Here is a 22,770-nt window from a genome sequence, read left to right as displayed (position 1 = left end):
TTTCCATAAAAACAAAAGCACCTAGGGTGTGAATCCTAGGTGCTTTGTGTGCACATACGAATCTGCGGCGTGTTATGAAGCTTGCGCGACAGCTCTTATATGTCCTTCCACTCGGTTCTTTCCGAGCTGCTGAGCGATGAGTTTCGCCTGTTCTGCAAGCGCTAAAGCCGAATCTGTTTCACCTACTATTTGCGAGAATCCGACGCTGACACCTAATGATAACGTGATATCTGGTGTGGTAACGGCTTGATCACTAACTCCAATTCGACATTGGTCGAGCTGGAATTTGGCATCCTTCACATCATTTGCTTTGAACAATACAGCGAACTCCTTGCCTCCAATACGTGCAAGACAAAGCCCTTTAGGCTTAGGGAAGTATGAGCGTATCGCTTCTGCAGTCAGCTTGATCATCTTGTCACCGACCGCTTCACCATAGGCGCGATTAACGTGGTCAAAGTTATCGATGTCGAGCAGAGCAACATAGGTATCTGGCTCGTCGGCGTAGTTTTCCAGTGCGATATTGAAACTGCTTTTGTTGTCCAACTGAGTCATCAGATCTTTACTGCTCAATTGATGGTGGAGCAGTAAGTTAGACAGCGAGACCTCAGTGTAATCTCTGATCATACGCAGAATACTCTGGCTGATCGGTAAGTTCGCGTTCACATAAAGCACTGCGACCAACTGTTTGCGAGAGTGCAAAGGAATGCAGTAGTGACGTTGGTGTATTTTGAGTTTACATGCCAGCGGATCAGCGTACTTACCACTTCGATAAGCCATGGTGTCTGGTGTAAATCGTTCTGCAAGGGCCTTGTCACAATGTACCGTTGATTTGTTTCCGTGATAGTCGATGGTACTGAATGTGTGGTTTTCAGGCTGATAGAGACAGAATTGAATGCCTTTTTGGTAAGTAAAGCTAGCCAGTATGGATTTCAACTCTCGTTTAAAGCTTACGAGGTCATCGACCTTATTCAGTTGAGATAAAGATACGTTCAAGCGATAAGACAAATAGTTTGCCCCAACCCACAACAGAATCAGAGAACCAAGTACGACACCAGTTAATGTGAATTGATATGAGCTGGTTAGGATATCATGACGATCGGTACCTGCGATGAACACCCAGTTCAAGCTATTGTCAGCGTCAAATACCGATATTTTGAAGTTATCTTGATAGTAGTATTCGTGTTTACCGACGGTTTCGCCTTGCGAGAGTTGGTGGCTTATTCCAGCGTGGTAGCTGATAGATTTAGAGCCGATACGTTTCGGATTAGGGTGAAAGACAAGTCGTTCTGTTGCTCGATCAACCACAAACACATAGCCGTGATTAAGCGTTTTTAAGTCTCTCAATCCTTGGGTTGTGTGCAATAGATCAAACTCAATCCATATCTCTTCGTTCAATCTTTCCGCTGTATGTTTTACCGCGAATACCCAACGACCATCGGGCTTTTGATAAATAGAAGAGATATAAAAATCGTCAACAACACTGTCTATTGGGTTCCATTTGATGGAGCCAACTTGTTCGTTGGAAAGAGGTAAGCCACGACTTGATATATATTGTTGGGTTTGAGGTTGGTATCGAACGATATCGGAGAAGTTAGGTGTTCTTTTTAGAATGTTATCACTCAGTTCTCTGAATTTTCGGTCACCGATTGGAGCCGTTTTAGGTAAGCCTAGACTGGTTTCTAGAAAATAGAGCTTGCTAAATGTGGCTTCGATGTTGGAACGAATCGTGGAGCTTGCGATTCGAATATTTGATGATGATTGTTCGGTTGCTGCTGTTTCTACTTTTTCAAGCTGAGCCACAGCAAGATAGAGCATCCCTCCAGTTAATAAAATGATGTATGGTTTAAAAAGCCGAATTAATGTTTTAGGTAAAGCCATGATATCCAAAGACGTTATAGATTCATTTTTATAGTACGGCCATACTAAACAGTTTTAGTAATCACATCAATGCAAATGATTCCATATAAATGAATGACTTTTGTGATATTCGGCTAACAAAAAAGCCAGTCATAAACATAACTGGCTCCTATGGTTTCTGGTGGTTTATTAAGCTGGCTTAGCTTTTAACTTAAATCAAATCAGTCTTGTCTGGCGAATAGTGCAGAATCGCCATTGAAGCTGGAGATAACAGCATTTCACCTTCAGCATGACCTGGTTTTACATTTCTAAGGTTAGTATCGCAGATAGTCACCCAGTTTTGCTCACGGTCACTAGGTAAAGAAAAACGCGCAGGTGCGTTGGTTTGGTTGATCAGATAGATCAACTCGTCGCCATCTGTACCTATGCCCAAATGCAAGGCTACGGAGCTTAAGCGGTTCCAATCATCATGTTCCATTAATGTGCCATCAACACGTCTCCAGAATATGCGGTTAGAGTTACGTTTCTCGCCGCTGAATGCTTTGATAAACGGCACCATGTATTGTTGACGTGCGGAGATCATCTCAGATAACCAAGCCTTGAAGTAGGTTTTACGCTCTGAGCTTTCCCAGTTGAGCCAGCTGGTTATACCGTCTTGGCAGTATGCGTTGTTGTTGCCTTGTTGAGTATGAGATAACACGTCGCCCGTCAGAATATGCGGAATGCCAAATGCAAATAACAGGCTAGCCATGAAGTTACGCTTTTGCTTTTCACGTGTTGCGATAACCAAAAGGTTTTCAGTGTTGCCTTCAACACCATAGTTTTCAGAGCGGTTGTCACCGTGTCCATCGCGGTTGTTCTCACCATTTTCTTCATTGTGCTTATGTTTATAAGAAACAAGATCTTGCATGGTGAAGCCATCATGATAAGTGATGTAGTTTACGGTTAATTTGTACGGCCAGTGGGCGGCACTGTATATGTCACGCGAGCCCATTAAGCGAGTCGCAAACTCTTTCAAGTAGCCTTGATCGCCACGCCAGAAGCTACGAGTGATATCTCGCAGTTTGTCGTTACATTCATTCCACCCCAACGGAAAATTGCCAACTTGGTAGCCATTTGGCCCGATGTCCCATGGTTCTGCAATTAACTTGGTTTCTTTCAATGCCGGATCTTGGGCGACGGCTTTGAAGAAAGCAGCCTCAGGATTGTAGTTATCGCCTTCGCGGCCCAGTGTTGCTGCCAAATCAAAACGGAAGCCGTCGACTTGGAACTCACTAACCCAGTAGCGCAGTGTATCCATGACTAAGTTCAGTGCTGGTTGGTGGGTGAGGTCGACCGTATTACCACAACCGGTGAAGTTCGCGTAATGACAGCCATGCTTAATGTAGTAGCGGCTATCCAGTGCTTTTAGGTTGAAGGTTGTACCACCTTCACCGCCTTCTGCCGTGTGGTTGTAGACGACATCGAGAATGACTTCGATACCGTTGCGGTGCAGTTCTCGAATCGCGGTTTTGAGTTCACTAACGGCGTCTTTCTCTGCGTAGCGTGGGTCTGGCACCATAAACAAATATGGATTGTAACCCCAGTAATTCACTTTCCCCATATCCAATAGGTGGGGCTCATGCATACATGCAGCAATAGGTAAAAGTTGTAGAGAATTGATGTTTTGCTGTTTATAGAATGCAAGCATTTCGGGGCTAACTAACCCCAAGTAACGGCCTTTTGTATTGGTCGCGACTTCTGGGTGAAGTTGAGATAAGCCTTTTACATGAGTTTCGAAAAGAACGGTCTCTTCGCGGCTAATACGCGGCTTTTCGACATCTTGCCAATCGAACGTGTCATCAACTACGAGACACTTCGCCATCGAAAAGCTTTTTTCATTGGTATATGGCGTTGTGTAATCGAGCGGTTCGCTTATTGCTTTAGCGTAAGGGTCGGAAAGTAAGATCGGGCCATTATCAGTTTCAGCAATGAAACCGTATTTTTGTCCCGCTTTAATACCATCAACAAATACATATCTGATATCAGCGTATTCATTTTCCAATTTATAAGTGGTGAACTCATCGTTCTCGTCAAAAAGAGCGAGAGAAAGGGATTTACAGTCAGGGGAATAAATTGAGAAGTTACAGCCAGTGTTACCTAGCGTTGCGCCTAGTGGATAAGGGCGAGCGAGCGTTCTAGTCATTGCTTGATTTCTTGTTCGTTTATCAACATCAGTGAACTATTAGTAAAAGGCTTTGTCCCATTAAGGTCAAGCAACTTCATAGAATAAATTTTATTGAAAAATAATTCATCGATGAAGTTCAAATTATATATTTGAAGTAGATCTCACTTATGCTGAATAATTAGATCTGTGTGCTGTCTACTCCTCCTAGATTAAGTGATCCAACCCTTTAAAACACCATTCCGTATAAGTTCTACTCCCTTCTCATCCCCCTTAATTTAGTTCGGGGTGGAGGAAGTCAAACTTGTCACCCCCTCTTAATATTGGCTCCGTTGAAACGAATCAGGGGAAACCCTAAACCTCTCTATCTTACGTCTACCATTACTGCCTTTGGTTGTCGCAAGAGAGCAAAAATATAAAACCTAAAAATAAATCGTCCTTAATGGAGTTAAGAATGAAAAAAGTAAGTTTGATTGCTGCTGCAGTGGCTTCTGCACTCGTCGCTGGTTCAGCGTTCGCAGAAAGTGAAGTTGCACTTGATGTAACAAGTGGTGACTCTGCAATGGAAGTAGAGGTGAAAAACCCTACTGACGTTATCACTGACGGTTGGGAAGTGCATGGTTATATGTCTTCTAACGTTCGTGTTGTAGATGGTAAAACAGTAGACACTGAATTCGGTAAGCCAGATTACAAAACAGCGGGTACTCACGGTAAGAGTACTAACCAAGTTGAATTTGTAATTAAGAAGCACTCTGAGTACCAAAATGGTGTGTGGGCGGATTACGTTCTTCGCACTGAATATGGTAATGGCAACTCTTACGCTTATTCTTCATCTGGTAGCCAAAAAGCAGATACAACAGCACAGTTTGAAGTAAAAGAAGCCTTCGTTGAGCTTGGCGGTATTCTGGGTGAAGACACTTCTGTTTGGGGTGGTCAACGTTTCCTAAACCGTGCTGCAGGTATCTTGTCAGGTGAGTTCTGGAAGCAGTCATCAGGTATTGGTGCTGGTATTCAAACTAAGCTTGCAGGAAATACTGCTGGTATCGCTTACGTAATGGCTGATCCTGATGCGGGCAAGGCCGATTACATGAAGTGTCAAGATCCAACTAAACCTGAATACGACGCAACAAAACCTGCATGTGAAACTGTGACTAAAGGTGAACGTACGACAGCGTCTTCTATTGATTTGTATTACTACGGCGTAGATGCGGGTATTGGTTCTCTAGACTTTGATTTTAAATACGGTCAAAAAGTGGTAAATGACGGTGAAGATCAAGATGGTATCGGTGCATCTGTAACGCTAAATACGAGTTACTATGGCCTAGACGGTTGGACTCAAAATGCCATTGCATATGGTTCGGGCGTAATGCAAAACCGCGGCGTAAACTTCGGTGGCTGGTCTGAAGGTGATGATAATGCTGAATCTCTATTCTTGACTTCTTACGGTGTACTAAACATCTCAGAAAAATGGCAGCTTGGTACAGAAGCGACATACATCACAGCTCTTGACGAACTTTGGGGCGCTAAAGGCCTAACTCGTTATATTGTTGCTGCTCGTCCTTCTTACAAACTGAACGACAACATTCGTTTAGAAGCTACTGCTTCTTATGCGCATGAAGAAGGTGATGAAGGTTACTTTGGTGGTCGTACTGGTGATGATGTAGAGAGCGATATTCTTAACCTAGAAATTGCAACGGCATTTACTGCGAACTCTGACTACTTCGGTCGTCCACAAGTTAAGCCTTACATCAGTTACATTAAAGCTGATGATGAAGCAAGTGCTAAACAAATTGGTATCGATAACGGTAAAGACCAATTTGTATTCGGTGTGCACACTGAAATTTGGTTCTAAACCATTTACAGTATAAGGCAGCCCATTGGCTGCCTTTTTCCGTTTCTTCCCCCCAACAACCAATAGTGAGAGAGATTACAATGACAAATAAAAGCTCTATGTTAGCCGTGGTACTAGGTGCCTTGCTAAGCGGTTGTGCTTCCGATGCTCAGGTTCAAACTAAACTCGATGCACCTACCAATGCAGAAGTATGCTGCAGCGATTTTTCGCAGTTCCCATACGCACAATTGAATGATAATGAAGATTTAAAATTTGATATCGACTTGGGATCGCCTGTCGGTACATTTACAACAGGCAATAGCCACTTTGCAGCGTTCAAGTTCAGCGAACGCTCAGGGGAAATGGTCGTTAAGCTATCGAGCTTGATGATCGATGATTCAGTTTTTGCTCCAGAAGCCATGCTTCTAGATGAAAACTTTAAGATAGTACAAACATTGAAGTTTGAAGACTTTAAAGTTCAGGCTTCCGACGCTTTTACTCGTACGAGTTACATTGAACGCTTGCGTGTTGATGCGAGCAAAACACCTTATATTGTTATTTACACGCCAGCGGATGAGCTTGGTAATAAGGTGAAAGTTGATCACCCAGCAAAGGTGAGAGCGAAAGAATTTGGTGAGGTGATGCCTATGGTCACCGATCCGGTATACACGAATCAACTAGGTGGTCGTTTAGAGTTAGAAATCGAGACTTTAAAACTTCGCCCTTACCGTGCTAAACCTGCCGTAGCGCCAGTCGCTGTTGTTGCTGCCCCTGCGGCTCTTGCAGCGACTGCAACAGCTGTTGTACCGAAGAAAGCAGATACGCAGATACGTGTGCAGCAAGAGACAAAAGACTTCTATTTGTCCGCTATACAAAATGCGGTGAAGTCAGGTGACATACCGAAAGCTTTAGGTTTGTTAGATGAAGCGAAGGCGCTTAATGTTGAAGGTGCACAAGAAGCTTTTGTTCGAGCCGTCAATGCAAAATAGCTTGTTAGCTTGTTAGCTTGTTAGCTTGTTAGCTTGTTAGTTAGTTCGCTTATTGACCTACTAACTTAATAGATTAGTAGGCTGAATGGTTTAGCAACCAATAGCTTAGCTGCTTAGCTGCTTAGCTGCTTAGCTGCTTAGTTGCTTAGATCGAAATAGAAATAGAACGCTCCTTTAAAGGGGCGTTTTTTATATCTGAATTTATAGACGCTTCAAGTTTAGAGGTCGTAATGCAATCTGAATTGATTATTATCGATGAGTTCTTTATTCCACAGTTGAATCGAACTCGAACGCTCCGCATTTACCTTCCTGCGGGGTATCACCAAGCAGAGCATGCTTATCCTGTCTTATACATGCATGATGGGCAGAATGTCTTTGAGAAGTCTACAGCGACGTATGGGATGTGTTGGGATGCACAAACGACACTCGATGAGATGCAAAGGCTCGGTAAGTTATCAGGGTTAATTGTTGTCGCCATCGACAGCAGTCATGAGCTTGATGGAATGGAGCGTTATAATGAGTATTCGCCTTGGCGCGCCAATCAAGACATAAAAGAGTTGGGCGTTGGTGATGAGTTACTTAACTTTGGTGGTGAAGGGAACGAGTATATGGCGTTTATCTGCCACACATTGAAGCCTTACATAGATCAAACATACAGAACAAAGCCGAACCGAGAGTTTACGTACCTTGCTGGCAGTTCCATGGGCGGGCTAATTAGCTTATATGGCGGCTCACTATACCAGAATACCTTTGGCGTGCTTGGGGTCTTCTCTCCGGCTTTTTGGTTCAATAAATCCTCTTACTTCGACTATATGAAAGAGTTTGATTTTCTGTATCCAACGAAAATATATATGGATATGGGAACGAATGAAGCTCGTGAAGAGACAAGCGTGGATTTTGCTGACGTTTATCTGAGTGGTTCAAGGGAGATGAATACGTTGCTCGCTCAAAAGCCGAACGTGACGCTGCTTTATCAAGAAGGGCAAGGTCATCAACACAATGAACTGGCTTGGTCGTTGCGATTCCCGGATTTTATCGACTTTATTTTTAGACAATAAAAGAAGGCCTAACTCCGTTTTGTCTTCGTAACCGGTGTATTAGGCCTGCTTTTTTATCGCGTTATAGCCGTATCACTTTATACGTCAATAAAGCGATAGGCTTAGTATCAGCCAAGCTAGTCCTTGGCTGCTGACAATTTTTGCTTATTGCGCTTATTCAACAAGTAGTCCTTGCTCATCAAACAGTTGTGCTGCTTTGCAAAGTCGGGCTTGGCAAATTGTAAGTCGCGTAAGATGGCGTTATTTGGCTTTGGTTGAATCTCAAACTGCGCTTGTTTGTCGTTAACCGTGACCTGTTGTTGATGACTGTCGATCATTATCTCCAACGATTGTGCTAATGGTGTTGAGATAACAGCCACAGATTTTTGGTCGATATCCAGTTTAAGAACTAATGTGATTTCGGGACTTACCGTATCTTCTAGATTTGACTGAATCTTGTAATGAGAAATCCCATTTTTAGATTCAAATGACAGTCGTAGCTGGTTTCCTTGACCAAAAGGCAACGAAGCCACTAATTCGCTCCAACAACTTGGGAAATTTGGTGTTAGGTGTATCTGATTGTCCAATAAGCGTGGGCAATATCCCAAATAGTCCTGTTGCGCGTTACGAGCGTATTCTGAAACGGACCAGGCCTGAGCAAACGTCCCTGATTCTACAAGGTCGCGGTTACCTTCTTGAAAAGCATCCAAATTCTCACTCATCGTCCCTCTACAGCCTTGTGTAAGGATCTGTTTTGCCAAGTTTTTGGATAGCTGGTAACTGAGATCTTGCCGCTTAAATTTGTTGAGCGCAGTAATGGTAAAGCCCGCATTCCACCCCCAGATCGTCCCGTTGTGATAAGCCGCGTCTTTATGGTACATGGCTTGATTGTCATGATAAGGGTGAAAATCGACATGCTCTTGTTGTAGCGAGCAGATCCCCCATGGGAACAATAGCGTTTCTACCGCGTTCTTGACGATGTATTGCTCTCTTTCATTCTGATTAAGCTGACTTTTCTGAGGAATTGAAATCGTCATCAACTGATTCGGGCGCACGCTATAATCAGGCACATCACCTTGTGATAAATGATCGGCTAGGCGATGGTTTTTATCATCCCAAAACTTGGTGGCGAAATTCTCTTTCACTTTTTCTGCTTGGATTGTCCAGCTCTTTTCTGCTTCGGAGTCGCCCACTAAAGTTGCGAGTTGAATAGCGCAGTTTAAGCTTTCAAACCACAAAGCTTGGATGTCATTGGCTTTAGGACCGCGAGGAGACCAAGGTGTCATCCCATCAATTTTCGCATCCATCCACGTATCAGGGTGGCGATGTGCCATCAGGCTATCTTCATTCAAGTAGTGTTTTTCGACACCCGTGATGAAATGCTTGAGAGTGGGGTAAATGGCCTTAGCGAACGCCACATCGCCAGAGTAGTTGATGTACTCAAGGGCTTCACGAATCATCCAAGGTGTACCATCGGTGGTGTTATAAATGATGTTCGTTTTACTCGTCACTCGATTCGGGATTCGTCCGTAATTTGTGGAATTTTCGTCGAGCATCTGCATGGACGCAAAGTTTTCAATGATCTCTTTTGCTTCGTTGAATAAACCATTTACCAGGCTTGTACCAGACAGCGCGATAAAGGTGTCGCGGCCCCAACAGTCCTTGAACCAAGGTAATCCAGCCCAAATGCCCGTGCCGAACTCATGACTCACAAAGGTTCGGCTTGCAAGGCGCGACCACATGACGGCTTGGTTGTATTCAAGGTCGTTGGTCCACAAATAATTATTGGTTAAGAACTCATAAATCCGCTGTTGGTGAAGAACGTGTTCGTTATTTTTGATCGCTTGATTGACCAATGAGCTAGCGGTTTCAAGAGTTTCAGCAAAGCCGAGGTAGACGACAAGTTCAGTTTGTTTATCTGACGTCGTGAGCATGAGCTTTGTATTGCTCTCTGAGAGTTGAACTAGGTCGCGAAGTTCAGGGTGAGCGTCTAGCGAGATCTCTCGTGCATGTACTGCATGATTGCTCACGATGGCGACAAACCTTGGGCAGCCGTCTGGGCAAACTTGAGGGTTGAGTTCTATGACGATATTTGAGTCTGAAATGTGAACTTTAGAGTGAGTCGTCGGTACGTTGAGTTCTGGAATTAGGCTTAAAGCGCTCGGTTTGTTGGACGATACCTTAAGCGATACGAGTCTGGAACCTTGAATCAGGCTCAGCGATTCTCGACTATTCTCATAATGATGTTCAATACCATAAGGCGTCAGGCTAGCACGTTCAGCCTCTAACTTATTATTGAACTTGCCGTCGATATAGCTGGCGAAGGTTCCCAGTATCCAACCTTGGTGGTGACGATATTTACCACCGTTTACATAGCTATAGGTTGCTCCATGATAGTAACCATCGACATTATCCCCGAACACAAACGGGAATGACTGTGTCTCTGAGATGGTGAGCTCTTGGAATAGTTGGTTATGTGGCATTGCAAATTCAGGGTGTTGCCAGAGAGGCAGCGTCTCCTCTGTCTCACCCGCTATCAGACGTGTGTTCATAGGCTCGCGTTGAGGTGTTGATAGATCATTGTATTCCCCCTTGGTTACGGTGATCGTTGGCGTCGAAGCGCTGAATTGCACCTTCAAGGAGTATTGACCAGCGACAGCGGGAGAGAGCAGCAGATCATTACCAATACCTTGTGTATTGATAAGCGGCATTGCTTGTTCCAATTCACAGAGAGTGGCTTCACTTTCATGCCCTGAAAGTGTCCATTGCTTGGTGCCATCTGAATCCGAAATTTTGAAGCGATAAAGGTCGGTAGATAAGCATAAGTTTGCTCTGTAGGAGCCGTCTTGCTCTTTGAACAATGGGGTGTCTAACCCCCAGCCATTGAACGTACCTTTTAGGTAAAGAGTAGGGATTTGCATAGCGAGTTGATTTCCAAAACAAAAAAGGCACAGCATGCGCTGTGCCAAAGGACAATAGGATATTAATAATAAGAAAGGTTATTTGGTAATTTGTTTTGCTGCTGTGTCTAGTGCTTCTCTAACGGTTTGCTTACCCTGCATTGCGTTATCGATAGCCGCACCTTCAGCGAACCAGTAAGCCGTCATTTGCGGGATGTTTGGCATGATTTCGCCGTTTTCAGCATTCGTCATGGTTGATTTGATGCGATCATCGCTCTCAAGAATCTTTTGGAATGACTTTAGTGTCACCGCGCCAAGAGGCTTGTCATCATTCATGGTTTTCAGAGCGTCGTCTTGGAATAGGTAGTTTTCTAAGAACTCGACAGCAAGATCAGTATTTGGACTCGCAGCATTGATACCCGCACTTAGGATTCCAACAAATGGGTTACCTTTACCGCCATTTAATGTCGGCAGCTCCGCAACACCATAATTAACACCAAGCTTGTCTAAGTTACCCCAAGACCAAGGGCCATTAATGGTCATTGCCACATTGCCATTGGTGAACTCTGCTTCTGCTACTGAGTAATCCATATTCGGGTTAACTACCCCTTGGTTTACCATATCAACTAAGAATTGAAGGCCGCGCACACCCGCTGCATTGTTAACACCTGTGCTTTTAGCGTCATAGCCTGTTGCTGTTTTTTCAAACGCGAAGGCACCACCGGCAGAGATCATCGGCCATGTGAAGTACGCATTTTTTACATCCCACATGATGGCTTTTTTGTTTTGCTTAGCCATCTCTTTCTGAATGGCAGCAAGCTCTTCCCATGTTTTTGGTGGGTTTGGAAGTAGGTCTTTGTTGTAGATTAGAGAAGGTGCTTCGATTGCTAGAGGGTAGCCCACAACTTTACCGTTGACTGTCACCGCATCCCAACTGAAGTCGACAAGCTTTTCTTTGAATTCTTTACTTGGATTAAGTTCGTGAAGTAGGCCTGATTCTGCGTAGCCACCAAAACGGTCGTGTGCCCAGAAAATGATGTCAGGGCCGCCGCCAGTTGCTGCGTGTTGTTGGAATTTTGCTTCCAGTGAATCTGGGTACTGAACGTTAATTTTTACACCAGTATCTTCTTCGAATTGTTTACCAATTTCAGAAAGACCGGCATAACTTTTATCGCCATTGATCCAGATTGTGATTTCACCTTCTTCCATAGCAAAAGCCGGTGCATTGAAAAGAGCAGCAAGAGTACAAATAGACAGTGTTTTCAATAGAGGTTTCATAGTTTCATTCCATATTCAGAAGGTTATCCATAACGATAATCACTTCTATCAGTTCTTATTATCTGCTGAAAATAATATCGACTAATTTAGCCTTTGAGAAATAGGTAAACGCACCTTTGATATAGTAAAAAGCTATAGCAATGCCGATACAGTGCTGTTTTACAGGCTATCGCCATAGTTTTGTGAAGTGGCGCGTATAGAGAAATGTGAAGGCGGGCTCAAACTATTTTGGGGTGATGAAAGCCATCCAAAACTAAGCGCTAGGTTGCTTAGGTTAAGATGTGAAATGTTGGAGAGAATCGATGGCTTTGGGCAATAAAAAAGGCAAGGAGAACCTTGCCTTTGGTGTGTTGAATTTAACGTATGATTACAGTTTTACAGCAAATGATTCATACGGTGCCAGTTCAAGCTTGGCTGACAACTCAGTGACCGTTTGATAGTTATTGATCAGACAATCAAGCGTCTGAGTTTGGTATTGTTCAGGCATATCCAGTGTCAGCTTGTCGTTTGAGAAGTTACAAACTACAAACAGCTTTTCTCCATCCAGTTCTCTCACGTAAGCAAATACTTGATCATGTTCTTCAAAGACCGGAGTGAATGAACCGTAGACAATCGCTGGGTGAGCTTTTCGCAACGCTATCAACTTTTTGTAGTGATAAAATATGGAACTTGGATCAGCCAACGCACTTTCGACGTTGATCTCTGGGTAGTTTGGATTCAGCTCAATCCAAGGTGTTCCGTCAGAGAAGCCTGCATTAGTTTGGCTGTTCCAGTGCATGGGTGTTCTAGCGTTGTCACGGCTGTTTTCGTGAATGGCGTCCATCATGTGTTCATGAGTGATACCCGATTCCGTTTTTACTTTATAGAAATTGTGCGTTTCAATATCTTTATATTGGTCTAGATTGTCAAAAGCGACATTGGTCATGCCAATCTCTTCACCTTGATAAATGTAAGGTGTGCCTTTTAAGAAGTGCAAACACGTCGCCAGCATTTTTGCTGACTCAACTCGGAAGTGTTTGTCATCACCGTATTTTGAAACCAAACGTGGTAAATCGTGGTTATTCCAAAAAAGGGAATTCCAACCACCATCGGCCAGCTCAAGCTGCCACTTGGTCAGCACGTTTTTGAACTCTCGAAGATCAAGCGGAATAGGGTTCCATTTGTCACCGTTCTCCCATGTCAGGGTAATGTGCTCAAATTGGAATACCATAGAAAGTTCATTTCTATCTTGTCCGCTGTATAGCTTGGCTATTTCTGGTGTTGCGCCCCAAGTTTCTCCTACGGTTAACAAATCCTTGTTACCAAAGGTCGCCTGATTCATTTGTTGTAATAGCTTGTGCAGCCTTGGTCCGTTCCCAGTGATTTCTTTATCGATCTCTTTACCAATAAGATCAATCACATCTAATCGGAAGCCGCCGATGCCAAGATCAATCCACCAGTTCATCATAGTATGAACTTCTTCTTGAACCTTCGGGTTTTCCCAGTTCAAATCTGGTTGACGTTTCGAGAATAGATGGAAGTAATATTGTTGCGTGAGTTCATCCCACTGCCAAGCACTTCCGCCAAAGATAGAACCTTGGTCATCCGGTGCACTGCCATCCGGTTGCGCATCACGCCAGATGTAATAGTCTCGATACGGATTGTCTTTTGAAGAGCGTGCTTGCTCGAACCAACGGTGCTCATCTGAGGTATGGTTTACCACAAGGTCCATAACAATCTTAATGTCACGTTCCTTCGCTTCATCCATCAGGCGTTTCATCTCTTCCATCGTGCCAAACTCTTCAGCAATCGCTTGGTAGTCCGAGATGTCGTAGCCATTATCATCCATTGGAGATTGATAAACAGGAGATAGCCAAATGACATTAATGCCAAGTGCCTTTAGGTAATCCAGTTTGCTGATGATTCCATTTAGGTCACCGATACCGTCATTATTCGAGTCTAAAAAGCTACGCGGGTAAATTTGGTAGACCACTGCGTCATGCCACCATTTCTGTTCCATCTCAATGTCCACTTAATGATTTAATTGACTTTACTATAGTGATTTTAACTTTCTGTGGGAAATAGCATTACTAATGCTCTCTATAGAAAAATCCTATATCATGAGTTCTATCCACTGCGCGCTGTGTTAAGTGGTTTAATTTGTTGAATTTCTAACCTCGCATTTTGTGATCGAATGCAAACTAAGAGAATCCTATGAACAAGCTATACCGATATTTTCTGATGGTTGCGCATACAGGCAGCATTAAAGGTGCGGCGGAAAAGCTGAATATTAGTCAGCCCTCCTTGACCGCGGCGATCAAGAAATTAGAGAGTGATGTTGGTGTTGCTATTTTTACTCGCAAGTCAAAAGGCGTTGAGCTTACCGAGTATGGGTTGTTGTTTCGGGAGTTTGCACAAGAACAGCAAGAAAAGCATCTGTCGTTGATGCACCGCTTTACTGATATGCAGCAGCGACAATTAGGTAAATTGAAGCTCGGAACCGGGGAAGCTTGGTGGGAACAATTTGTTTGCCACTCTGTTAAAGAATACAAACTAATAGAGCCCGCTTGCTCATTGCATTTGGAATTTGGAAATAACTTGTCTTTGATGCACCACCTTGTTCAAGGTGATATCGATTTGTTTGTGGGGCATGAAGTCACAGGTTTACATGAACGCTGTAAAGTGACATTTCACCCTTTGTTTCAAGATAAAGAAGCCATTTTTGTTCGAAAAGATCACCCGCTGCTGACTAAGAAAAAATTGGATATTAGTGATCAATTGAAGAGTCAAGAACAGTACCCGTTATTACGAGTGACGCCTGAGCATTCAAGGCACAATTCGGTTCTCTCTGATCATGTTAATTCCCAAGAAGATGCAATGGAAAGCCAATTGGTTGGGCGTGATGTGTATGATGTAGATTCACTTTTCGCCAGCATTGATATGTTGAAAATGACCGATGCGGTGATGCCATATAGTCAGAAAATGTGCGCTTGGATGATAGAGCGAGAGATTGAAACCTTACTGGTGAATGAAGAAAGGTTAGGTAATGTCGGGATCTATACCAAGCAAGGTATTGATGACCAAAAGATACAACGATTTGTGCAGATTTTGCAGGAATCAATTTAAAGCAGTTATGTAAGGCGGCTTCTAAGCTATGCCAAATCAAGATACAAGCTATGTCAAACCTAGCTTCAAGCTGAACCAAAAACTGATTTGTATATAGCGACTTGCTTAAGGCTATTGAAGCTACGTTTCTAGAAACTCATGCACTAGAAATTAATGCACTAGAAAACAAAGATCTAGAAACGAAAAAGCGCCAACCTTATGTAGGTTGGCGCTTGCTTTTAGTTGGTGCTGTTTTAGAGCAGCCAAGCTTTACGCTTTCATATTACATTGACTAAAGTTACTTAGACGTAATAGTTACTTAGCAGTAATCGTTAGCTCTTTGTTTAGTATGTTGAATGCCACTTGGTAGCTACCCGCTGTTGCAGGAGTGAAAGCAATATTGCCGCTTGAGTCAGTAATCTCTAGAGATTCAGAACCCTGAACAACATCATTAAAGGCATGTTCACATTCGCCCCAGTTACCACAAGTCATTTTAAACTGAGTAGTTTCACCGGCAGTCAGCTCCGCTGTTGTAAATGAAATTATTTCAGGCTTATCAGCATCTGACGTCATTTTCTGTGCATCACCGTGTGCCCAATCTCCAGAGATAGTACCTGGAATGAACCAAGTTTTGCCTACATAGCTTTCACTTAATACTGCATCAACCACAACTGGTGTATCAGCATTGGTTGCATCAAGTGTAAACTCGTACATACCCATTTCAGAGAAGTTACTTGGGCAGTTATCACCACCACAGCTAATTTCTGTATCCCATGAGCCTTTAGTAAATTTGTAGCCAGTATCTTTAGCAAGACCTAGTTGAACTGTATACAAACCGCCATTAGCGTAAGGTACTTCGATAGTTGATGGATCCCAAGATGCAGCAGGGAAGTCACCAGCAATGTAGATCTTGGTGTTACCAAATGGAGGTAAATCATCAAGTTTTTCACTCACTGGTAAACCTAGCCCACGTTCGCCATTACGAGCTTGTACAAACACTGCGCTAGACCAAGCTGGAACCGAGAATTTACCTTCAGCAAATTGTGAAGCACCGGCTACGCCGCCATCCACATGTTCTTCGCTTAATGCAAATCCAGCCAGTTCGATAGCATTGCTCTCATGGTCAACGAAGTCACCCACTACTTGAGTTTCTGGTGATGCGTTAATAACCACTACGATTGAATCAAGACTAGAATCTAGGTCCGTCGTTTGTGTTGAACCGTTATCAATAGTCATCACAATCAAACCAGGTGTTTGACCTTTGCCTGAATTACGGAAGTCGACACGTTTCATGATTTCTTCAGCACTTGGCAGTGTCATCAAATCAGAAGCACTACGGATGCGTAGCATTTCTTTGTAATTTGAGTACATCAATTCCAAGTCTTTAGCTTGTGGGTGCGCGTTAACGTCGGCCGTTACTTGGCTGATCAAATCATAGTTAGCGAAGTCTTTATCTTTTGCAGGTAAACCTTTGTTCCAGTTGTTGTCTGCAAGAGTAAAGTCGACAAGGTTGTACCAATCACCGTAGTCGTAAGAGTCACGCTGCATTGATTTAGAACGTAGCAGTTCACCACCCATATGGTTGAACGGCATTGCTTGACCCAGTAGAACGGTCGCCATACCAACAGACTGCATTTGAACGCGTACTTCAACTGATGCCTCTGAAGGCACTTTGTACATGTTGATGTCCCAGAACGTTTGGTTATCGTGCTTAGAAACGTAGTTTTGAACTTCCCAAGGCTGTTCTGCGTAACCTGCTTGCTGACCGTTATAGTCAATGCTTGAACCTACTTGAGTGGTCCCTTCGTAATCGACCATCTTGAATTTCTTCAAGTTGCCAGCCATACCTAAGCGAGTTAAGTCAGTTTGGTGAAGTGCGCGAGCTAATTCTGCATCAGACACATTGCCTTCTGCATCTCGGCTTAACTCATTAGGTAATACTGCTGCACCAGTAGCAAAACCTTGAGTTTCACGGATGCCGTTAGCTTCATCAAATGGGCTACCGCCACGTACTGCATCTCTCAATCTGTCTGAGAATGAACCAATACCAGTGCCGCCAAGATTCGGTTGAGTTGCTTGTACAAAACGTTTGTTGTTCTCAACTTCACCAAAGTTCCAGCCTTCACCGTAGAAGTAAACTTCAGAGTTGACTTCACGAGCTGCCGCTAAAGTTTGCTCCATTTGTGAAAGTGGGTGGTGACCCATTAAGTCCCAACGGAAAGCATCAATTTTGTAAGCTTCAACCCAAGTTTGGATAGAGTCATCAATCAGCTTGGCAAACATGGCATTTTCAGGTGCTGTGTTTTCACAACAGGTTGATGTTTCTACTAGGCCTGTATCTGGTACTAAGCGTTGGTAATAAAGAGGAACCACTTTATCCAGTACCGACTTGTCGTTCATGCCTGAAGCGTTGGTATGGTTGTACACCACATCCACAACGACGTTCATGCCGATGTCTTCTTTAACTGACTTCACCATTTCACGGAATTCTAGGATACGCGCGGTACCTTCTGCATCGCTAGAGTATGAACCTTCAGGAACCGTGTAATGGAATGGGTCATAGCCCCAGTTGTATGAGTCGACTGAACGGACGTATTCGTTAAGCCCTTCAACCACTGGGTTCTCTTTTGAATCGCTTGCTTTTAGCTCTTCAAATGCGTCAGCAATAGTGCCACCACTTGTACAGTAGCCACTGAATCGGTCATCTTTTTCAACAGACGCATTCAGTGAGCATAGTTTGCTAAATGGTTCGTTGATATTAGCAACTTGATCAGGGTCTTCGTTGATCGTCGCGATATCAAACACAGGCATTAAGTGCAGGTGAGTCATACCCGCATCACTTAGCTCTTTTAGGTGGTTTACTGGAACCGAATTTTGCTCGGTGAAGGCGAGGTACTTACCTTTGTTGTCTGTACTTGCATCTTGAGCCGAGAAGTCACGGACATGAGATTCGTAAATCACCATGTTAGACAAATCACCATTTTCAGGATTTTGAGAGTGGGGTGCGTCTAGACCGTCCCAACCAGCAGGTTTCAAATCATCTGAATCTAAATCGATGGCTTGGCTGTATAGAGAGTTTGTTGAAAGGCTCACTGAGTACGGGTCAGTTACTTCGTAGCCGTAACCTTTTTGCTCTCTTGGTTGGAACACTTTCATTGCGTAACGGTAGAATTTGTTGTCTACCGCGTCAGTTTCTAGTTCAACGCTCCAGCTACCAGAAGCAGTATCTTCAGTCATTGCGTGACGTGAAGCTTCAGACTTGTCGCTGTTGTAAACCACCAATTCAACTTCAGAAGCTGTTGGAGCCCAAAGGCGGAAGGTCACCCCGTCATCACCATAAATTGGACCGTATTCTAGGTCTGCTGCATCTTCAGCAAAAATAGCATCAATTGCGCCAGCAAACTGAATCGCAGTAGAAGAACGCAGCTCTGATGGTTCATTCGCAGCACCGTTTGAAGAAGCAATCGCAATTAAGCTGCCTTTCATCAAAGAAGCCAATGACAGATCCGTTGGAAGATCTGGCACCTCAAATGCTGGGTAGTCAGCAAGGTGTGGGAATTGTGCTTTTTGCGCTTCTGTTAGTGTTGCACCAGTAAGCTTGATTGAGGCACCGGTGACGACACCGTTTTCTGATACATCGTACTTGCCGTTTGAGCTGAACATGATTTGCACAAGGTCAGCACCGCTGCCTGCACGCCACACCATGGTGTTGTCATCAAGTAAAATTGCCCCAACGGTATCAATAGTGAATTCTGAAGATGGACCGCCTACTGCAAATGCATCATCTCGGGTTGGGTAAGACGTTCCGCTGCCAGGAATATAAGTGACGCCTGGGTTATCTGCTTGACCTGAAATATCAATCACAAGGTCGTTACCAATAAGCTTATCTTTGTTGGCATTACGGAAAATTACGTTGAAACATTGAGTGGCATCATCAGTAACCGGTACATACCAAACGGGACCAAACTCATCAGAGGCATCTGGTGTTACGCTTACGTCGTCCCATCCACCATTTAGGTAGTCTTCACCTGCTGCGGCACAATTTGCGTTATTCCAGATATGCAGGTTTAAGTTTGCGTAGCCGTTTCTCTCTGCACCTTCTTCTTTGTAATCACCTAGTGCATCGTATAGGTGCAATGCAAAGTGACCAGACGGTGGAGCTGGCAATTCACCAGGAGCTGCTACTTCTGGTAATTTTACGTCAGTACCGGTTTGATCAAGCCCGTGAGCCATCATCATGGTGTCTTGACGAGAACCTTCAACTTTGTCGCCAGTATGAGTCACACCAAATGACTTACCAGCATCACTGCTGTCTAGCGTCACGGCTGCTTGTTGAGTTGTACCATCTGAAATACTGCACGCGCCTTGTGCTTCTGTTGCGGTAACTAACCAAGTCGGACCAAAATTATCAGACGATGTCGCGGTAAACGATTTATCACCACACTCCAATACCCATTGGCTAAAATCGGTGGTGGCATTTGCCATGCGAGAAACTATGGATGTCGTATCTGCAATGTAGCTAACCGAAATTTCGGTGGCTGCTGGTGTTGCAGCAGCAGAAGGGAGAGCTACATTCGGTGCAAGTTCCACTTCAGCGGGCACAGAGGTTGATGGTGTAGGAGCGGTATAATTTGATGAGTCATCATCATTACAGCCCGCAATCACTGTTGCCGTTAGAATTGGCAGCATAGCCTTGGATAAGGTCGATAGCTTAAAGGTTTTTGTATTCACGTTTGATATCCATATTGTTTTTATTTCAGTTGAATATCGTAGTGTTTAATAGGTCGAACGGTGTGTGAGCGATATATCCAAAGTTATTTTTGATAGGGAAATTTAGAAAATACAGTGAGGTCGTCACGCTTTGTATAACTAAAATGAATATTACGTTTGATCAATCGCTCACAAATTAACTATTCATGAGGTAAAGGCGTAGTGCATGGGAGTAGGAGGTGAGGATGAGCTCTACTCCTCAGAAGTGTGAGCTTAATGCCGATATAGAGCGATCTTATTTTTTATCGAAAATAAAGGGTGAATCATTCACCCTTTATTGGGGGTACTTAGTGCGAAAATCAGTATTAGATTTGCTCTTTAAGCTCGTTTTTCATGGACTAAATTTGCTTCATTAAAGTGGTAGAGTCAAAACTAATGCGGAGGTTGCTAGTGGCTCTAATTGTAAACTGATGAAACCTTCCCCGTGGTTGTTCACTTTTAATGTAGCCGTTGAATGGTTACCAATACATTCGTTTATACTATATATTCCTTCTTTTAAATCAATATCTTGAAGGACGTTTTGCGGAATGATGAGATCAATGAACTCGGAGTTCAGTTGATGGAAATTCGCCGCAGCAATCACCAGTTCATTCTGGTCATGGCGGATAAACGCGTAGCATGAATCGTTTAAATGATTGGATTGATGTAAGTCGACATAAGCACCTGTCATGGATGAATGTTCTAGGGTGAAATTCATCACTTTTTTGTAGAAGGCACGAAGTTGCTTTTCATCGTCATTGAGTTGCCCGCCGTCAAACTTCCCGTCATTCATCCACTTTTGGTGCTGAGGTACGCCAATGTAATCAAAGATAGAAGTGCGTGAAGGTTGCCCAAACCCTGCATTTTCAGCCCCTGATTCACCGACTTCTTGACCAAAATACAACATAGTTGGTGAGCTACTCAATAAAGCGCTGACTAGCATTGCAGGCTTAGCAATATTGGCATTACCGACAAACTCTGGTGAAGCAATTCTTTGCTCATCATGGTTATCAAGGAAGTGCATCATATGGTGTTCAATGTCTTGCAGCTGATGCTGAATCTCCGGAATGATTGCGGTTGATGCTTTGCCTTGCATAATCGCCTTCAAACCATCATACAGATCGACCTTATCGTATAAGTAATCCATTTTTCCGAGCTTGATGTAATCTCGGTAAAGGTGAGGCTGATATACTTCGGCCATTAAAAACGCTTCTGCATTATTCATTTTGATCGATGAGTTGAGGTAGCTCCAAAATTCAACGGGCACCATTTCTGCCATATCATAGCGGAAACCATCCACGCCTTTAGATAGCCAGTATAGGGCTATGTCTCGGAATTTAACCCAAGAGTCAGGGACTTCAAATTCAAGCCAAAAGTGATAATGATCCATGTAATCGCGGTGTTCAAAGTCACGAGGTAATTCCGGGAAATCTTTGGTGCCATCGGGCTTAATACCATAGTTCACTTTAACGGTTTCGTACCAATCGTCGAAATTTGGCTTGGAAAGGCGAGATCCATTACCTGTCCATTTGGCTGGGTTTTCAATAAATGGAGTCGCTAGGCTTGGATGATCTTCTCCACCAAGAGGCAGGAATTCGGAGATGATGTCTGGCAATTCAAACGCAGCATCAGGAATGTAATAGAAGTTATTATCGCGGTGGTACTCTACGCTGGTATTGTCTTGGCTACCGAAATCTTTGATACCAAGCAGGTTGTTTTCCCCTTTGTATTGGCGCGCAACATGATTGGGTACGATGTCTATAATGACTTTTAAGCCGTTTTCATGGCTTCTTTGTATTAGCGCTTCGAACTCTTCAAGGCGTGATGCAGGGTCATTAGCCAAATCAGGGTTTACTGAGTAGTAATCTTTGACTGCATAAGGAGAGCCAGCACGCCCTTTGACGACACTTGGGTGATCATTGGTAATACCGATATGGGTGTAATCCTTGATGACAGCATGATGCGGAACGCCGGTATACCAAATATGAGTAATGCCAAGGTCTTTTATTTCAGCCAGAGCGTGATGCGTGAAATCACTGAATTTTCCTACCCCATTTTCTTCCATCGTGCCCCATGGAGTATTAGTGGTATTTTTGTTGCCAAACAAACGTGTAAAAACTTGATAGATAGCATGTTTTTTATTATTCATTGTTATAATTCCTTTATATTCCATCATGTTATGTAGGGATGGATAAGGCATTTAGGCTAACGTATTTGTAAAAAAGCTTACTCCTCCTTTATTAAAGATTTAAGGGCGTAGTTGGGTTTTATTTGACGGTTTGAGTCGCTAAGCTAAGCATGTCAGATCCATACTTCGATAAGTTATATATAAATCAAATATATACCGAGTAAATTTAAGGGTTCATTTTTGTCTATCTCAATTATTCTCAGTTTTGTATACCTAGCTATTGTTGCAGTGAGCATGTTGTTTGTTGCGTCTTATGTACCGATTCTTATTGCCTACATTGTGATGAGCCTTTTGACCTTTGCGCTTTACGCGAAAGATAAGCGAGCGGCAATAAAAGGTCAGTGGCGAACCAAGGAAAGTACGTTACACCTGTTTTCTTTATTGGGAGGTTGGCCTGGGGCGTTACTGGCGCAAGCGAAGTTACGTCATAAAACTCAGAAACAGCCATTTAAAGCCATCCTATGGATGTCGATTCTTGGGAATATTTGTGGTTTTGCGTGGGCTTTGACGGCGCAAGGACAAGCCGTGTTACAGCCTATCCTTGCCAACTTATTGGCTAACTAAACCATTTGCTAACTAAATTATTGGTTAACTGAATTATTGAGCAGTTAAGCATTTAAGTGAACTGAATTTTAAGCTGTGTGAAAGCGTTAGATATCCAGATAACGTTTTGACTCAATGGCTAGAATCTAG

At 43.5% G+C, this 22,770-nt stretch carries 13 protein-coding genes; 6 read left to right on the top strand and 7 right to left on the bottom strand.

Annotation, left to right across the window (positions count from 1 at the left end):
- Positions 1-72: 72 nt before the first annotated feature.
- Together L3V33_RS05055 and glgX are read right to left on the bottom strand one after the other, a co-directional pair.
- On the bottom strand, positions 73-1,815 hold the full coding sequence (locus L3V33_RS05055; protein ID WP_237289561.1) for a diguanylate cyclase: 1,743 nt from the start codon (positions 1,813-1,815) through the stop codon (positions 73-75).
- 253 nt (positions 1,816-2,068) lie between these two features.
- Positions 2,069-4,042: a glycogen debranching protein GlgX gene (glgX, locus tag L3V33_RS05050; RefSeq protein ID WP_237289553.1), complete on the bottom strand. Its 1,974-nt coding sequence runs from the start codon at positions 4,040-4,042 to the stop codon at positions 2,069-2,071.
- Positions 4,043-4,475: 433 nt separating this feature from the next.
- Between glgX and L3V33_RS05045 the strand changes: the two genes are divergently transcribed.
- The 3 genes from L3V33_RS05045 to L3V33_RS05035 all read left to right on the top strand — a co-directional run bounded on the left by L3V33_RS05045 (position 4,476) and on the right by L3V33_RS05035 (position 7,899).
- Positions 4,476-5,873, top strand: a complete 1,398-nt coding sequence (locus L3V33_RS05045) for a carbohydrate porin (RefSeq protein ID WP_237289551.1) — start codon at positions 4,476-4,478, stop codon at positions 5,871-5,873.
- A gap of 80 nt (positions 5,874-5,953) precedes the next feature.
- Positions 5,954-6,841 carry a MalM family protein gene (locus tag L3V33_RS05040; protein ID WP_237289549.1) on the top strand — a complete coding sequence of 296 codons (888 nt, stop codon included), beginning with the start codon at positions 5,954-5,956 and terminating at the stop codon, positions 6,839-6,841.
- Positions 6,842-7,071: 230 nt separating this feature from the next.
- Positions 7,072-7,899: an alpha/beta hydrolase-fold protein gene (locus tag L3V33_RS05035; protein ID WP_171329989.1), complete on the top strand. Its 828-nt coding sequence runs from the start codon at positions 7,072-7,074 to the stop codon at positions 7,897-7,899.
- Between the two features lie 116 nt (positions 7,900-8,015).
- Here L3V33_RS05035 and L3V33_RS05030 read toward each other — a convergent pair whose 3' ends face one another.
- From L3V33_RS05030 to L3V33_RS05020, 3 genes are all read right to left on the bottom strand, one after another.
- Entirely contained in the window at positions 8,016-10,847 is a 2,832-nt protein-coding gene (locus tag L3V33_RS05030) for an amylo-alpha-1,6-glucosidase (RefSeq protein WP_237289540.1), read from the bottom strand.
- Positions 10,848-10,877: 30 nt separating this feature from the next.
- Complete coding sequence (gene malE / locus L3V33_RS05025; protein WP_237289538.1) at positions 10,878-12,056, bottom strand: maltose/maltodextrin ABC transporter substrate-binding protein MalE; 1,179 nt, start codon at positions 12,054-12,056, stop codon at positions 10,878-10,880.
- A gap of 367 nt (positions 12,057-12,423) precedes the next feature.
- Positions 12,424-14,055 (bottom strand): alpha-glucosidase, encoded by a 1,632-nt coding sequence (locus L3V33_RS05020; RefSeq protein WP_237289488.1) that lies wholly within the window; start codon positions 14,053-14,055, stop codon positions 12,424-12,426.
- Between the two features lie 194 nt (positions 14,056-14,249).
- On the opposite strand from L3V33_RS05020, the gene L3V33_RS05015 reads away from it, so the two are divergent.
- The gene (locus tag L3V33_RS05015; protein WP_237289486.1) at positions 14,250-15,161 is read left to right on the top strand and encodes a LysR family transcriptional regulator; all 912 of its coding nucleotides are present in this window, start codon (positions 14,250-14,252) and stop codon (positions 15,159-15,161) included.
- 101 nt (positions 15,162-15,262) lie between these two features.
- Positions 15,263-15,436 (top strand): hypothetical protein, encoded by a 174-nt coding sequence (locus L3V33_RS05010; RefSeq protein WP_237289484.1) that lies wholly within the window; start codon positions 15,263-15,265, stop codon positions 15,434-15,436.
- A 19-nt stretch (positions 15,437-15,455) separates the two neighbouring features.
- Here the strand turns inward: L3V33_RS05010 and pulA are convergent, their stop codons facing one another.
- Both pulA and L3V33_RS05000 read right to left on the bottom strand, forming a co-directional pair.
- The gene (gene pulA / locus L3V33_RS05005) at positions 15,456-19,871 is read right to left on the bottom strand and encodes a pullulanase-type alpha-1,6-glucosidase (protein WP_237289475.1); all 4,416 of its coding nucleotides are present in this window, start codon (positions 19,869-19,871) and stop codon (positions 15,456-15,458) included.
- Positions 19,872-20,262: 391 nt separating this feature from the next.
- Entirely contained in the window at positions 20,263-22,038 is a 1,776-nt protein-coding gene (locus tag L3V33_RS05000; protein ID WP_237289473.1) for an alpha-amylase family glycosyl hydrolase, read from the bottom strand.
- A 273-nt stretch (positions 22,039-22,311) separates the two neighbouring features.
- On the opposite strand from L3V33_RS05000, the gene L3V33_RS04995 reads away from it, so the two are divergent.
- On the top strand, positions 22,312-22,641 hold the full coding sequence (locus tag L3V33_RS04995; protein ID WP_102307705.1) for a DUF1294 domain-containing protein: 330 nt from the start codon (positions 22,312-22,314) through the stop codon (positions 22,639-22,641).
- Positions 22,642-22,770 lie beyond the last annotated feature (129 nt).

It is taken from the genome of Vibrio sp. A2-1 (genome assembly GCF_021728355.1).
Classification (GTDB): domain Bacteria; phylum Pseudomonadota; class Gammaproteobacteria; order Enterobacterales; family Vibrionaceae; genus Vibrio; species Vibrio splendidus_K.
Note: the sequence above shows the minus strand (reverse complement) of the source record. Positions and strands in the feature narration are given on the sequence as shown.